This window comes from Paenibacillus sp. FSL H8-0315 (assembly GCF_038005365.1).
Classification (GTDB): Bacteria; Bacillota; Bacilli; order Paenibacillales; family Paenibacillaceae; genus Paenibacillus_AQ; species Paenibacillus_AQ odorifer.
The window spans coordinates 1,277,774-1,292,044 of record NZ_JBBOTA010000001.1; the positions used below are offsets into that span (position 1 = coordinate 1,277,774).

The 14,271-nt window shown below is 46.9% G+C and carries 15 protein-coding genes; 3 read left to right on the forward strand and 12 right to left on the reverse strand.

Annotated elements, in window-relative coordinates; all coding sequences use genetic code 11:
* Positions 1 to 165 precede the first annotated feature (165 nt).
* Positions 166 to 1,179, forward strand: coding sequence for a serine hydrolase domain-containing protein (locus tag MHB56_RS05560; protein WP_341143363.1), 1,014 nt, complete (start codon positions 166 to 168; stop codon positions 1,177 to 1,179).
* A gap of 110 nt (positions 1,180 to 1,289) precedes the next feature.
* On the opposite strand, the gene MHB56_RS05565 is transcribed toward MHB56_RS05560, so the two are convergent.
* From MHB56_RS05565 to MHB56_RS05605, 9 genes are all read right to left on the reverse strand, one after another.
* Positions 1,290 to 2,621 (reverse strand): pyrimidine-nucleoside phosphorylase, encoded by a 1,332-nt coding sequence (locus MHB56_RS05565; RefSeq protein ID WP_341143364.1) that lies wholly within the window; start codon positions 2,619 to 2,621, stop codon positions 1,290 to 1,292.
* A 161-nt stretch (positions 2,622 to 2,782) separates the two neighbouring features.
* Positions 2,783 to 3,601, reverse strand: coding sequence for a purine-nucleoside phosphorylase (locus MHB56_RS05570; RefSeq protein WP_036676055.1), 819 nt, complete (start codon positions 3,599 to 3,601; stop codon positions 2,783 to 2,785).
* Between the two features lie 49 nt (positions 3,602 to 3,650).
* Positions 3,651 to 4,829 carry a phosphopentomutase gene (gene deoB, locus MHB56_RS05575; RefSeq protein WP_076129494.1) on the reverse strand — a complete coding sequence of 393 codons (1,179 nt, stop codon included), beginning with the start codon at positions 4,827 to 4,829 and terminating at the stop codon, positions 3,651 to 3,653.
* A 243-nt stretch (positions 4,830 to 5,072) separates the two neighbouring features.
* Entirely contained in the window at positions 5,073 to 5,966 is an 894-nt protein-coding gene (gene xerD / locus MHB56_RS05580) for a site-specific tyrosine recombinase XerD (RefSeq protein WP_341143365.1), read from the reverse strand.
* Between the two features lie 159 nt (positions 5,967 to 6,125).
* Positions 6,126 to 6,359 carry a DUF4227 family protein gene (locus MHB56_RS05585; protein WP_036676052.1) on the reverse strand — a complete coding sequence of 78 codons (234 nt, stop codon included), beginning with the start codon at positions 6,357 to 6,359 and terminating at the stop codon, positions 6,126 to 6,128.
* A 163-nt stretch (positions 6,360 to 6,522) separates the two neighbouring features.
* The gene (fur, locus tag MHB56_RS05590) at positions 6,523 to 6,987 is read right to left on the reverse strand and encodes a ferric iron uptake transcriptional regulator (RefSeq protein ID WP_036676051.1); all 465 of its coding nucleotides are present in this window, start codon (positions 6,985 to 6,987) and stop codon (positions 6,523 to 6,525) included.
* A 90-nt stretch (positions 6,988 to 7,077) separates the two neighbouring features.
* Positions 7,078 to 7,728, reverse strand: a complete 651-nt coding sequence (gene spoIIM, locus MHB56_RS05595) for a stage II sporulation protein M (protein ID WP_036676050.1) — start codon at positions 7,726 to 7,728, stop codon at positions 7,078 to 7,080.
* Between the two features lie 82 nt (positions 7,729 to 7,810).
* Positions 7,811 to 9,010, reverse strand: a complete 1,200-nt coding sequence (locus tag MHB56_RS05600) for an endonuclease Q family protein (protein WP_341143366.1) — start codon at positions 9,008 to 9,010, stop codon at positions 7,811 to 7,813.
* Positions 9,001 to 9,573: an NUDIX hydrolase gene (locus MHB56_RS05605; protein ID WP_036676048.1), complete on the reverse strand. Its 573-nt coding sequence runs from the start codon at positions 9,571 to 9,573 to the stop codon at positions 9,001 to 9,003. The genes MHB56_RS05600 and MHB56_RS05605 overlap by 10 nt, the downstream gene beginning before the upstream one ends.
* Before the next feature lie 77 nt (positions 9,574 to 9,650).
* Here MHB56_RS05605 and MHB56_RS05610 point away from each other — a divergent pair, with 77 nt between their 5' ends.
* Entirely contained in the window at positions 9,651 to 9,824 is a 174-nt protein-coding gene (locus tag MHB56_RS05610; RefSeq protein ID WP_179088798.1) for a hypothetical protein, read from the forward strand.
* A gap of 899 nt (positions 9,825 to 10,723) precedes the next feature.
* Here MHB56_RS05610 and MHB56_RS05615 read toward each other — a convergent pair.
* The gene (locus MHB56_RS05615) at positions 10,724 to 11,851 is read right to left on the reverse strand and encodes a tripeptidase T (protein WP_076129490.1); all 1,128 of its coding nucleotides are present in this window, start codon (positions 11,849 to 11,851) and stop codon (positions 10,724 to 10,726) included.
* 94 nt (positions 11,852 to 11,945) lie between these two features.
* On the opposite strand from MHB56_RS05615, the gene prli42 reads away from it, so the two are divergent.
* Complete coding sequence (gene prli42, locus MHB56_RS05620) at positions 11,946 to 12,047, forward strand: stressosome-associated protein Prli42 (protein ID WP_094872112.1); 102 nt, start codon at positions 11,946 to 11,948, stop codon at positions 12,045 to 12,047.
* Between the two features lie 70 nt (positions 12,048 to 12,117).
* On the opposite strand, the gene lipB is transcribed toward prli42, so the two are convergent.
* Together lipB and MHB56_RS05630 are read right to left on the reverse strand one after the other, a co-directional pair.
* Positions 12,118 to 12,837 carry a lipoyl(octanoyl) transferase LipB gene (gene lipB, locus MHB56_RS05625; RefSeq protein ID WP_341143367.1) on the reverse strand — a complete coding sequence of 240 codons (720 nt, stop codon included), beginning with the start codon at positions 12,835 to 12,837 and terminating at the stop codon, positions 12,118 to 12,120.
* Positions 12,838 to 12,892: 55 nt separating this feature from the next.
* Positions 12,893 to 14,263, reverse strand: coding sequence for a dihydrolipoamide acetyltransferase family protein (locus MHB56_RS05630; RefSeq protein WP_076193183.1), 1,371 nt, complete (start codon positions 14,261 to 14,263; stop codon positions 12,893 to 12,895).
* Positions 14,264 to 14,271: the final 8 nt, after the last annotated feature.

Sequence of the window (14,271 nt, forward strand, 5' to 3'; positions counted from 1 at the left end):
CAGCAGTTGCAGAGCATTTTTATTATAGGGGAGATCAAAAGTTAATTCAATTTTTAAGTATTTCCAATTTTTCCGTACTCATTTAACCCCCCTTTAAAGGAAAATGTAATATTTTAACGAATGGTATTTAAGAACTTAACTGCTTATAGAGGAGTGAATATACAGATGAACCACCTTGCAGATTGTATTGAAGCAGAAGCTAAACAGAACAATTTCTCTGGTGTAGTGCTGGTACAACAACCTGATAAAAAAGTCATCAGCAGTTGTTACGGTTATGCCAATAAGTCGGATAAGCGCGAAAACAATATTCATACTCGGTTCGGCATTGCTTCCGGGTGTAAAATATTTACCGCGATCGCTGTCTGCCAGCTGGTCGATCAGGGATTGATTTCTTTTGAAAGTAGACTAATAGATTATCTTAAAAAAGTAGATTTTCCTCTCTTTAGTCCCGACATCACCATACATCAGCTGCTAACGCATAGCTCTGGTATTCCGGATTATTTTGATGAAACAATTATGGATGATTTCGAGGATCTGTGGAAGGCACGGCCTATGTACACCTTGCGACAGCTTGAGGATTTTGTGCCGATGTTCCGGACCCTTCCCATGATGTGGACTCCTGGCGAACGTTTCCACTACAACAATGCCGGCTATATCGTGCTAGGCCTTCTGGTGGAGGAATTGAGTGGAATGACTTTTTCCGATTATGTAGAGCATCACATCTTTAAGCCTTGCGGAATGGAGCAATCCGGTTACTTTACGTTAGATGCCTTACCTGCCAACTGTGCACTAGGATACATAGAGGAAGAGAACGGTAACTGGAGAACCAACATCTACTCAATCCCGGTAAAGGGAGGCGCTGACGGTGGAGCTTTCGTCACTGCCCCCGACATGCAGCTATTCTGGAGCGGGTTAATCAACCATACATTATTGAGTCCAGTACTCACTTCATTATTGCTTACTCCCCATGTACATGTGGATGGCGAAGGCTATTATGGTTATGGTGTATGGATTACCCTCCGCGAAGAAAAAGTGTTCAAATTTCACATTATGGGCTATGATCCCGGTGTTTCCTTCCGGTCGGCTATCTATCCAGCTAGTGGCGAGACTGTAGTCGTATTATGTAATACAAGCAGCGGGGCTTCGCAGATATTCAATAAGATTAATAATCAGTTATAAATATTGCACTATTGAGCAAAACGCAAAGCAGCGACCTTCCCGTTATGGGAGGATCGCTGCTTTGTTGTCTGTTTAAGGCCATAGCCATGACAATATTTATATTGCCTTGGCTAGTACCGTGTTACCCCATCTTTAGTAACAAGCGCAAATACCAGAGGTTGGGCAGGAACAGGTTCAGAAGTGATACGGTAGGCTTCTAACACCTTACCTTCAGCTTCCTCTACTTTCTTCTCACTGGCATCATTGATATGCAAGACTGCAAGCGTCTCACCGATCTCTACAGCATCTCCAACCTTTTTAGAAAGTTGAATTCCCACAGCCAGATCGATTACGGATTCCTTAGTTTCACGTCCAGCTCCAAGCAGCATAGCCGCAACGCCAATTTCCTCGGCCTGAATCCCTTCTATGAATCCTTTGGTTTCTGCTTTCACTTCAATGAATCGCTTAGCCGTAGGGAGCTTCTCCGGAGAATCAATTTGCGATACATCTCCACCTTGTGCCTTCACGATTTGTTTGAACTTCTCTAGCGCACTGCCATCTTCAATATGCGTCATAAGAATCGAACGTGCCTCCGCTTCATCCTTGGCTTTGCCGCCAAGAACAAGCATCTGGCTGCCCAGAATAAGACAGACCTCCTGCAGATCCTTCGGACCGTGACCCTTCAAGGTCTCGATTCCTTCCTTAATTTCCAACGCATTTCCGATCCCGTAACCAAGCGGCTGGTCCATATCACTGATAATCGCAACGGTATTCCGACCCAGATGCGTTCCAATGTCAACCATCGCCTGAGCGAGTGCTATAGAATCATCCAGCGTCTTCATAAAAGCACCGCTGCCTGTTTTGACATCCAACACGATCGCATCTGCACCTGCTGCAATCTTCTTGCTCATCACAGAGCTTGCAATAAGGGGGATGGATTCAACTGTTGCAGTTACATCCCGAAGGGCGTACAGCTTTTTGTCTGCGGGTGTAATGTTGCCCGACTGGCCGATCACGGCAGCCCCGATCTCCCCTACTTGGTCAAAGAAACGCTCACGAGCCATCTCGATAGAGAAACCACTGATGGACTCCAGCTTATCGAGCGTGCCTCCAGTGTGCCCAAGTCCGCGGCCGGACATCTTCGCTACCGGTACTCCAGCAGAAGCTACCAAGGGTGCCAATACTACAGTTGTTTTATCGCCCACTCCGCCTGTGGAGTGTTTATCAACCTTAATGCCTGCGATTGGGCTAAGATCTACTTGATCGCCGGACATCGCCATTTCCATCGTTAGATCGCCGGTTTCCCGCGCGTTCATGCCTTGGAAATAAACAGCCATTGCCCATGCAGAGAGCTGATAATCAGGCACTTCACCTTTACTGTAGCCCTGAATTAAAAAGGAAATTTCCTCACGACTCAGCTCTCCACCATCTCTTTTTTTCTGAATAATATCTACAGCTCTCATATTACACCTGCACTTCACGGACAATTGCGCGAGCAAGTCCGATAAATTTTGGTCTAGTCAAATTAGTTACCTTCATTATCTGTTCAAACGTCAATGGCTCAAGCTCATTCACTTGTGTCATAGATTGGACCTCCCAAAAATTCAAAATGCAGTATCCGAAATTACATTTTCGGAATAAAGCCCAACACCAGCTTCAGGAAACGCTCACGCACACGATCTGCAGTTTCCATAACCTCTTCATGGTTGAGAGGTTGATCCAGGATTCCCGCAGCCATGTTAGTAATACAGGAGATACCCAATACCTCGATACCTGCATGCCGGGCAACAATGGTTTCCGACACAGTAGACATGCCAACAGCGTCAGCCCCCAGATGACGAAGCATTACGATTTCAGCAGGTGTTTCGTAGCAAGGTCCCAGTAGACCTGCATATACACCTTCTTTGAATTCGAAATTCTGCTGCGCTGCCGTTTCCTTCGCTACCTTGATCAGGCGGCGGCTATAAGCGGTTGACATATCCGGGAAGCGCACGCCCAGTGCAGGATCATTAGGTCCTATTAACGGGTTCCGTCCCGTCATATTCAGATGATCCGTAAGGAGCATAAGATCGCCCGGCGTGAAATCTGTGTTCACTCCACCAGCAGCATTAGTTACTAATAGGCTGGCTATACCAAGTTCTTTCATAACCCGAACAGGGAATGCTGTAACTTCCGGTCCATAACCCTCATACATATGAAAGCGGCCCTTCATCATCACGACACGGCGTCCTTCAATCATACCGATCAGCAGTTCTCCCTCATGCCCTTCTACAGTGGACACAGGGAAGTGAGGAATCTCATCATATGGAATGCTGATTCCATCGGTGATCAGGTCTGCCAGCACACCGAGTCCTGAACCAAGGATCAATCCAATTTCCGGAGCCACCGGACATTTGTCTTTTATATAAATGGCTGCTTCTTGAATTTCTTTTTGAGTTAACATGCTATGGATGATCCTCCTTAATGAATGTTGTGGCGCAACCCAAATTCTTTTATTGCAGTTTCGCTAAAAAGCTTGTCCCATACTGCGGCGCCTTCGCACCGAAATTATCAGCAATGGTTGCAGCAACATCTGAGAAGGTCTCACGAATACCCAAGCTATCTGGATGCTTAAGGCGTGGGCTGTAAATAAGCAGCGGCACATATTCACGAGTATGATCTGTTCCACTATGGATTGGATCATTCCCATGATCTGCTGAAATAATCAACAGGTCATCTTCACCAAGCGTGGATAGAATTTCAGGCAGCGCCTGATCGAATACTTCTAGTGCATGACCGTATCCTTCCGGATCGCGACGGTGTCCATATAAAGAGTCAAAATCCACCAGATTCGTGAACAGCAACCCGTTGAACGGTTGGCGAAGCTGCTCAATGGTAACTTCGATACCATGTTCATTGCTCTTCGTAGGGTAAGAAGCTGTAACCCCTTCACCTGTGAAAATATCGTTGATCTTTCCTACCGCGATAACATCTTTTCCGATATCAGCCAGCGAATTCATTACCGTTGGTTCCGGTGGTTTCACGGCATAATCATGGCGATTCGAGGTCCGTACGAACTTTCCTGGTTCGCCAACATATGGACGAGCAATAACGCGCCCTACGGAGAATTCAGGAGCCATAGTTAGCTCACGGGCGATTTTACACGCGCTGTATAGCTCTTCCAGTGGAATGATATCTTCATGTGCCGCAAGCTGGAATACACTGTCCGCAGAGGTGTACACAATCCAAGCTCCGGTCTTCATCTGCTCTTCGCCATATTCAACTAAAATTTCCGTACCGGAAGCCGGTTTATTACCGATCACTTTCCGGCCAGTTGCTGCTTCGAATTTCTCAATCAATTCTGCCGGAAATCCATCCGGATACGTATTAAATGGAACCTCAATTTTCAGCCCCATCAGCTCCCAGTGCCCGGTCATCGTATCCTTACCTACAGATACTTCCTGCATCTTGCCATAATATCCAGTTGGTGAAGCTACAGGTTCAAGCGGCGGCAGCGGAGCAATATTAGCTAATCCTAACTGCTGAAGGTTAGGCAGTTTTAATCCGGGAACACGGTTCAAAATATGGCCAAGCGTATGCGACCCTGCATCACCAAAATTCGCAGCATCTGGAGCTTCTCCGATACCTACACTATCCAAAACAATAAAACCAATTCGTTTAAATGAGGACATATTGTCTTCACTCCTTTTTTTAATATAGATCGTTCGTTCATTCGTTTGCACCAACAAGAAGAAACGGCTGTACCTTCTCCCGGAAGTCAGACGCTTCCGTAGCTAGCGATACAATGTATCGCCTGTCAGGTATCCGTTTCTGCCAAAGGATAACCTGTGGAAAATTACCCATTCCCCAGTCTATCCTATAAGTATGATTCCATCATAACTATCTTACTCACAAAAAGCATCTTTGAAGCATGATCAGCGAGCTCTGGGATGATGGCTCTCATATACTTCCTTCATATTCTTACGCGCGATACCGTTATAAATCTGAGTCGTCGAAATATCAGCATGACCCAGCATTTGTTGTACGGAACGCAAATCCGCTCCACCTTCCAGTAAATGGGCGGCAAAGGAATGCCTAAGCGTATGCGGTGTAATATCCTGCTCAATGTTTGCTTCCCGAGCGTATTTTTTTATGATTTTCCAGAACCCCTGGCGGGTTAAACGCCCACCTAGGCTATTCAGGAACATAGCCGGCTCCTCCTGATGATCACGAAGCAGCTTGTCCCGCATAAGAGAAGTGTAAGCTGCTACACTCTCTGCAGCAATGGTTCCGATGGGAACCACTCGTTCCTTGCCCGAAGTCCCTGTACAGCGCGCAAACTTCATGTCTGTATGCACATCGTCTACGTTAAGAGAAATTAATTCAGAAACCTTTATCCCCGTTGCGTAGAGCAATTCCAGCATAGCCTTATCGCGCATCCCTTGTGCTGTACTCACTTCTGGAGCAGCTAGCAGCCGCTCAACCTCCGAAACCGCAAGCACCATAGGTGGCTTCTTATCGGGCTTCATGGTTTCCATGTCCAGTGTTGGATCCTGCTCAATTAAACGTTCCTTCAGCAAATAATGAAAAAAGGCCCGCAGGGACACCGCGTTTCTGTTGAGCGTTGCAGTGGCTCTTCCCGCTCCGCGTAAGGAGCCAAGATATAACATCACATGAGATCTTCGGATTTCTTCAGGCTGCTCAACCCCCCGCTCTTCAGCAAACTCTAGAAACTGCGATACATCCCTACCGTAAGATTCCAGTGTATTCGGCGACAAGCCTTTATCTCCGGACAAATAATGTAAAAAAGGCTGCAAGTGTGACTTCATTATTTCACGCTCCTGTCCTGGCGCAGCTACTCTTAGTGTCTTCCTGCAGCACATTCAGCATGAGGCTTCAGCAGATGTGTACACAACTCTTACTCTGCATAAATCCACCCTAGCTTTCTTCGACATTCTTCTCGCTTGTTCCTGCTTCCTGCGTAGCTTTCATTCTCCGAACCAGTAATAGAAACGCAAGCGCTGCCGTGCATCCAGACCATCATCACCAACCTCGGCGTGATCAAATGCCCGAACAGCGGTGCCTTCAGGAATTCCATAGTTCTCTATCGGACTGAGCCATTCCCCTAGCCAGCTCATAGCATAGTAGAGTAAATAGCTTAGAGCCACAAACATGATCATAAAATACAGCTTACGCACTGTTTTGGGCACAGAAACAATCATAAGGACGCCTCCTATTACATATAAATGAATTCTGCTCGTCCTTCATTTTATGCTCCAAAAAAGGCTGATATGTATGGCTCTAATAGACTAATCATTTAAAAAGCCCCCTCCGGTATAGGAACCGGGGAGGACTTGTGAAGTTAATTCTTAATATAAGATAACTTTAGGATGGATTTCCGTCTGTATTGTTCTTATCAGTACAGCGGTAGCAAATCCCATGGAAATCAAGTCTATGATCAAGCACTGTGAAATTAAACTCTTTCTCCAGTCGCTCTTCCAGCGGACCGAGCCAATCCTCGCGAATCTCATCCATACTGCCGCATTGCACACAAATTAAGTGATGATGATGATGCTTCGCAGTATCTGTTCGCAAATCATACCGGGCTACACCGTCGCCGAAATTTATCTTTTCTACGACATGAAGCTCACTGAGAAGTTCGAGGGTACGATACACAGTCGCAAGACCGATCTCGGGAGCTTTCTCCTTCACGAGCATAAATACGTCTTCCGCGCTAAGATGATCTTCCTCATTCTCCAGCAGCACTCTTAAGGTCGCTTCCCGTTGGGGTGTAAGCTTGTATCCTTGGGATTGTAACTGTTGCTTAATCTTGTCTATCCGTGCTTCCACCTGTCTCCCTCCCCCTTGGATAATTACCGCACCGGTCTTCAAACCACTTCTTCCATTATAGGGGGTGTCGCTTTCAGAAGTCAAACGCTTTTACTGCACAGTCAAGGTCGTCACCGCTTGTACAAGTGAAGGCGTGACCCAACGCATCATGGTTGGTGTAACCCAGGTCTCAAAACATGAAATACCCAGGATCAAAAGCGCCATCACAAATGACAATATAGTGTACATGGTAAAAGGACGAGTCACTGGCGTCCGGCGCTGTCCCATCACCCGGCTGCGGATCATCTGCAAGGAAAAAGCTATCGCAGCTGCACTGCTAACCAGCAGCACAGGGATCAGCACCAGATTATGTGGAGCCACAGAGACTAACGCGAACAACATCCCATGCCAAGAATATTGACTGACCAGACAGCCAACCGTAAAACCGATCAGTACCCCTTTTAAAAAATCAAGAATCAAAATTCCCGGCAGCCCAATGACCGACAACCCAAGAATCCAGATCAGTCCGATCCATTTCAGATTCAAGGCCGCTATACTCCAGTACGAATCAGGTGCGGCTGGCAGACCTTGCTGATCAACCGTAACAAAGAAATTCCCCAGATAATCCCCCAGCTCCTGCTGCTGATCCATCGTAAGCGCACTAACGATAAGAGCTCCAAACACAACACCTACCAGAAATAATACGCCGACAAAAATATACAGAGGCGTCTGTTCCTTCATCATCAGCCGTAAATTACGCATTTGGGACGTTCCCCTTTCCGGTTACATGTTACACCATATGAGAAAACGTCCCGCGATATGACTTGTCCTTCAGGTAATGACTCTACTTTCTGGGCTGAACCACTTTACCGTACGTCCCGCCACCGCCTGCTGATAGCTCCAAAATTCCAGAGCGGGCCTGGACGATCATCGACGCCAGATCCGCACCTACAACGCTGGCAATTTCCGCTTCACCACAACCATGTAAAATGTTCATCTCAGTTCCAAACGCTTGCAGTAACGCGTTCATCTTCGCCTTCCCTAACCCCGGGATAAATTCAAGCGGAACCTGATAATGATAGGGTGGACGGTCAGCAGGCACTAACGGGGTCTTGCGGTCCGCAATATCTAGGATCCGGTCGAAGACACCTCTAACCAGCTTAAGACTGCCGCAATATTGGCAACGGTCCGAGTTGACATAAGCCTCATCAATAATACTGCCACAGCCCCCGCAATAGCTCCGGTGGTATTTGCCAAGCCGCGGATTAAGTCCGAAATTAGCACTTACCTTCCGCCCATCTTTACGTTCCAGTGCAAGCCGCAGTTCAGCGAACGAAGGCCGTGCCAGCTCCATCACATTATACTCACGCCCTAACTTACCTAGTGAATGCGCATCTGAGTTGGTTAGAAACGTGAAATCATCCAGTTCAGAGAGATATCCAGCCATTTCGGAATCTGCACTCAGCCCAAGTTCAACCGCAGCTATGCGGTCCAGATCAAAGATGTCCGCCATACGCTCGGCAGCACAGCCGTACAAGCCCTTGTGAGGCGTGAAAATATGTGCAGGGATAAGAATGCCTCCCCGGCCGTAAATCTCATCCTGAAGCTCCCTAGCCGGAGCATACAGGCGTTGGGAACTTAGATTCACGTTCCGCATATAGCGGCTCATCCACGTACTAAAGTCGGTCATGCGTTCCACGTCCGGCATGTAAGCGAGCACATGGCACTCTTTTCGCCCTGGCTCGCGGATTTCAATCTCTGTTCCCAGAATGATCGTAGTCCCTCGGTAAGCAATGCCTCCACCTTCAGCTAATGTCATCTCTCCAGATTCCAAAGAGCGCTGAATATCCCGCAGTACGCCAGGTGAATGACTATCTATAATACCGATCATTTCTAGTCCCTTGCGCTCTGCAGCTTCTTTGGCAATGCCCGCAAAGGTAAGCTCGCGGCTGCCGCTAATTTTGACAGCCTGACCTTCCGACGTTCGCCCAATATGAACATGCAAATCGCAATAGAAACTCTTCAGTTCAGTTGTTAATTCCATTGGCCTGTCAGCGTGTATAGATGCCAAGCGTACACTGCCATCATCGTTTTTGCATCCGCGATGCGCCCGTCAGCCATATATTGATACGCTTCCTCCAGGGTAAGCTCCGAAACCTCTAGAAATTCATCCTCGTCCAGTGACATGTCCCCTGGTTGAGCGTTAGTAGTCACATACAAATGAATAATCTCATCGGCGAAGCCGGGAGAAGTATAGAAAGATTTAAGCAATTTCAGATCTCCACTGTGAAATCCAGTCTCTTCCTGAAGTTCACGACCAGCCGCAACTAATGGATCTTCACCTTTATCCAGCTTCCCAGCCGGAATTTCTACCTCAGTGCGCTGCATGGGCTGACGGTATTGCTCTACAACAAGCATTTTGTTGTTGTTTAAAGCAAGCACCGCTACGGCGCCGGGATGCTTCACAACTTCACGTGTCGCAGTATTTCCATCAGGCAGTCTCACTGTGTCCACCTGCAAAGATATAATCTTCCCATCAAAAACAGGCTGTGTAGACAATGTCACTTCATCAAGCTCGGGTTTGCTGTGCAAATGTTGTTCTCCCATAAAGTTTCTGGTCTCCTTTTTCTCTATTGTGCATACGGTGTATTATAGCAAACTTAAAGGGAAAGAAGGAATTTCAGATGAACGAAATCTTCAGCCGTACAAGCTCATCCGCAGTTATGATGGTAGGTAAGCCGGAGGAAATAAAGGCCATCTTGGCTGGATGGATCCAGCAGTATGGGCGCGATATGCCCATGGCATACATTCTTTCCCTGCACGATCAATCCGCAATCCTTCCGTCCAAGGCAGGATGAATTCATCCTCTCCTTTGGGACTTAGCCATACATGTTCACACAACTATAGGGGGTGTCTCAAAAGCCATGAAATGGCTGCTGGGGCACCCCAGTCTTTTTGCGTCGCCCCGATTAGGGGGAATTGCGCTTAGGCCGCTGGTATTGGGCACAGGTTGATTGATTAAGCGACTAATAGGCTTACGATGCTGGCATGTGACACAACTTGTTGATCGCTCACGATGCTGGCGTCAGACACAACTTGTTGATCGCTCACGATGCTGATATCTAGCACAAGTTGTTTGATTAGGTTGCTATTGCGCCTACCTTTGTACGCTATCGGACTCAGTTGACCTTAAACACACCTTTTCCCCACTTTTGCTATGCTATCGGACCCCAGTGACGCTATCGGCACGAAAAACACACTATATGCTCCTCTTTATAAGGAATAGCTGCACGGGTGTCCGAAACTCTGCTCAAATGGCGATAATTTTGCTTATAGCGTCATCTGGGTCCTTTAGCCTCAAAAGAGGGGGCGGACTTGGCGCTATCGGACACAGCTTCCCTTAAACACACCTTTTCCCTACTTTTGCGATTCTATCGGACCCCATTGCAGCTATCGGCACGAAAAACACACTATATGCTCCTCTTCTTATGGAATAGCTGCGCTGGTGTCCGAAACTCTTCTCAAATGGCGATAATTTTGCTTTTAGCGTCATCTGGGTCTTTTAGCCTCAAGAGAGGGGTGGCATCCGGGCATTCCGGAAATTTCTACTTCGAGACTCGCCAAAAGCGGCATTAGAGGTCGCATGACTTTTTTGGGATTACCCTAAATATAGCTGCACTAAACTCCCCATAAAAAAAATACAGAGCAGCAATCCTCCGTTACGGTAGAATCGCTGCTCTGCTGTTTTATAAGGTGGTTAGCCCTTTACGCTCTCTTTTACAATATTCACAACGAGTTCAGCCACTTTAACGATATCTTCGGCTTTAATCCGTTCCTTGGTAGTATGGATATGTTCATAACCCACTGCAAGGTTAACAGTCGGAACATCTAGACCGTTGAACACGTTAGCGTCACTACCTCCGCCAGAGTGGAACAGACGTGGAGTAAGCCCCATAGAAGTAATGGCCCGCTGTGCAAGCTGCACTACCGGATCATGTTCATTAAAGCTAAAAGCAGGGTAGATGATTTCACTGCGGAATTCGCATTCTGCGCCGTATTCCCGCACAGTTGTCTCGAGCGCTTCGCGCATCGAAGCGATTTGATCGCCAACCTTCTCCTGCACAATACTGCGTGCTTCTGCATCCAGCTGGACGTGATCGCACACTACATTCGTTGGGCCGCCGCCAGCGAACTTTCCAATATTCGCTGTGGTTTCGTTATCAATACGACCCAGCTTCATGGCTGCAATCGCTTTGCTAGCGACTTGAATTGCGCTGATGCCGTCCTCTGGGTTCACGCCAGCATGAGCCGATTTTCCAAAGATTTGCATCGTGATTTTAGCCTGTGTCGGTGCTGCCACCGCAATCGCTCCAACTTCACCATTGGAATCAAGCGCAAAGCCGAAGTCTGCATCCAAGTTGCTTGGATCCATCGAACGTGCGCCCAGCAATCCAGATTCTTCACCCGCTGTAATCACGAATTGAATCTGACCATGCGGAAGCTTTTGCTCTTGGATCACTCGAATGGCTTCGAACAATGCAGCAAGTCCTGCTTTATCATCAGCTCCAAGAATCGTAGTGCCATCACTTGTAATCCATCCATCTGAACCAAGTGTAGGCTTGATATTTTGTCCGGGAACAACCGTATCCATATGGCAAGTGAACAGAAGCTTTGGAGCAGCTCCTCCATTCTCAGCTGGCCAGGTAATGAATAGATTACCTGCTCCATGTCCGGTTCTTTCCTGGGAATCGTCTTCGAGCACTTCTAAACCCAGTTCGTTAAACTTACTCTTAAGGACATCGGCAATCTGCCGTTCATTTCTTGTTTCGCTATCAACTTGGACAAGTTCCATAAACTCCTGAATCAATCGGTCTTGTGAAATCACTGGACTTCCCTCTCTTTCGTGAATACGGTACAATGGTTATACGACATTACCATCTTCATGTTAATAACTTAAACTAAATCTAAAGGAGTTACCCATGCAACGTAATAAATGGTTCAAGATCTTCATCTACGTCATGTTGTTTGCCATGATTGCCTCTACGCTCTTTATGGTTATCGAGCCGTTCCTTGCAGGTTAAACATTGCTCAGGAAGCATTAATAATAGCGGCTAGGAACTCCTTGCCGCTATTTGGCCTGCACGTTTTTTCCTAATCAACCTTTGCCATATCACAGAAAGTATCCATCAGCTCTTCATATGGAAAATGTTTCAAGAAATATGGAACCAGCTCTCTAGCCACCTCTTGAAGCTCAAATCGACGACCTGCACATTCCTCTAGAGAAGTTATCCCAAAATCGGTGATCCCGCATGGAATAATCCCTTGAAACCCGCGCGCCGCAATCCCCTCAGAAATGTTAAAAGCAAAACCATGACTGGTAATAAAACCTCTTCTAAATTTACTCTTATTAAACTTCACACCAATAGCACAGATCTTCTCATCGCCAACCCATACTCCGGTGTACTCCGGTTTACGATCTCCGACAATACCGTAGGATGCCAAATAATCAATAATAACAGCCTCCAGACTGCGCAAGTACCCATGCAAATCCACTTTGCCATCTTCTCCGAGCTTAAGGATCGGATAACCTACAAGCTGACCGGGTCCGTGATATGTAATATCTCCTCCGCGATCGATTTCAAACAGCGCGATTCCTTTTTTTTCGAGCTGCTCATGATCCAAGAGAAGATGTTCAGGATGATTTTGTGAACCAATAGTATAGGTAGGCGGATGCTGCAAAAGAATAAGTCTCTCCGGCTGCTCGCCAGAATCAATGGCATGCACACTTTCTTTTTGCAGCTCCCAGGCCGTCCCATACTCCATAATAGGGTCATATGAAATCTGCAGCTTACGAATATCCGAATTATTCATACCGTCAGGTCCCCTTTTTCAGTCTCATGCCTGCACAGTTTGGCTCGTTATTATTTTAGTAAAGTTTCGTATCCGGGGTATATCCTTCAATGTTATCCTTGACGCGTTGCAAGAAACGACCACAAATGACTCCGTCCAGAATCCGATGATCGAGCGACAGACAAATATTAGCCATTGATCGCACACCTATCATATCGTTAATGACCACAGGTCTTTTTACAATCGATTCAAATGTTAAAATCGCTGCCTGTGGATAGTTAATGATTGGATAAGAAAGAATGGAGCCAAACGAGCCTGTATTATTTACAGTGAAAGTCCCTCCCTGCAAATCTTCCAGGCTCAGTTTGCCTTCGCGTGTTTTTTGTGCCAATTCATCAATCTCACGAGCCAACCCAGCGACATTTTTCTGATCAGCCTTCTTAATCACAGGAGTGATAACCGAATCTTCTGTACCTACCGCTAACGAGATATTGATATCACGTTTGACAATAATTTTGTCTACAGCCCAGACAGAGTTCATAATCGGGTAATCCTTAATCGCACTCACAACAGCCTTCATCATGAAAGCCAGATAGGTTAGATTGATACCTTCTTTACGCTTGAACTCATCCTTATGTTTATTGCGCAGTGCGACCAGATTAGTCACGTCTACCTCAATCATTGTCCAAGCATGCGGAATCTCAGAGACACTTTGACGCATTCTTGTAGCAATTGTATTCCGGATTGGCGTTACATCAATCAGGTATTCAGAACTGCTGCCTCTGCCACCCTCAACTTCAATTGTTGGAATACGAGGAGATTCGCTCAAGTGTAGACCCGAATGGCGAAGTGGCTCTTCTGCCTTCTTCTCTTGGGCTTGAACGAACTGTGGAGCAGGCGGTTGTGACGCCATTGGGGCAGGCTGGCTAGCAGAAATCGAAGCTGCAGATCTAGCTCCGCCGCTTTCGAGGAAAGTCAGCACATCCTTACGGGTAATCCGACCACCCATACCAGTACCAGCAACTAAAGTCAGATCGATGTTATGTTCAGCAGCCAAAGTCTGTACCGCAGGAGAATAGCGTGCACGCATCATATCGCCAGCAGTTGAAGTCGCACTTTGTCCTGCAACATTATTAGAGGAATTAGCTGCAACTGTGTTAGTGTTAGTCACGTTTGCAGCAGCAGATGCAGTCACAGGCACGGCTATACGACAAATGACTTCGCCGACATTGACAACCTGGCCTTCTTCCGCCAATAGTTCACCCATAACTCCATCTATCGTTGAAGGTAATTCCGCATTTACTTTATCTGTAATAAGCTCACATATTGGTTCGTATTGCTCTACCGGATCGCCCGGTTTCTTCAGCCATTTGCCGATCGTCGCCGATACTAGCGATTCCGCCAGCTGCGGCATGATCACGTCAGTCAACTTTTGGTTGTCAGACATCTTTTCAC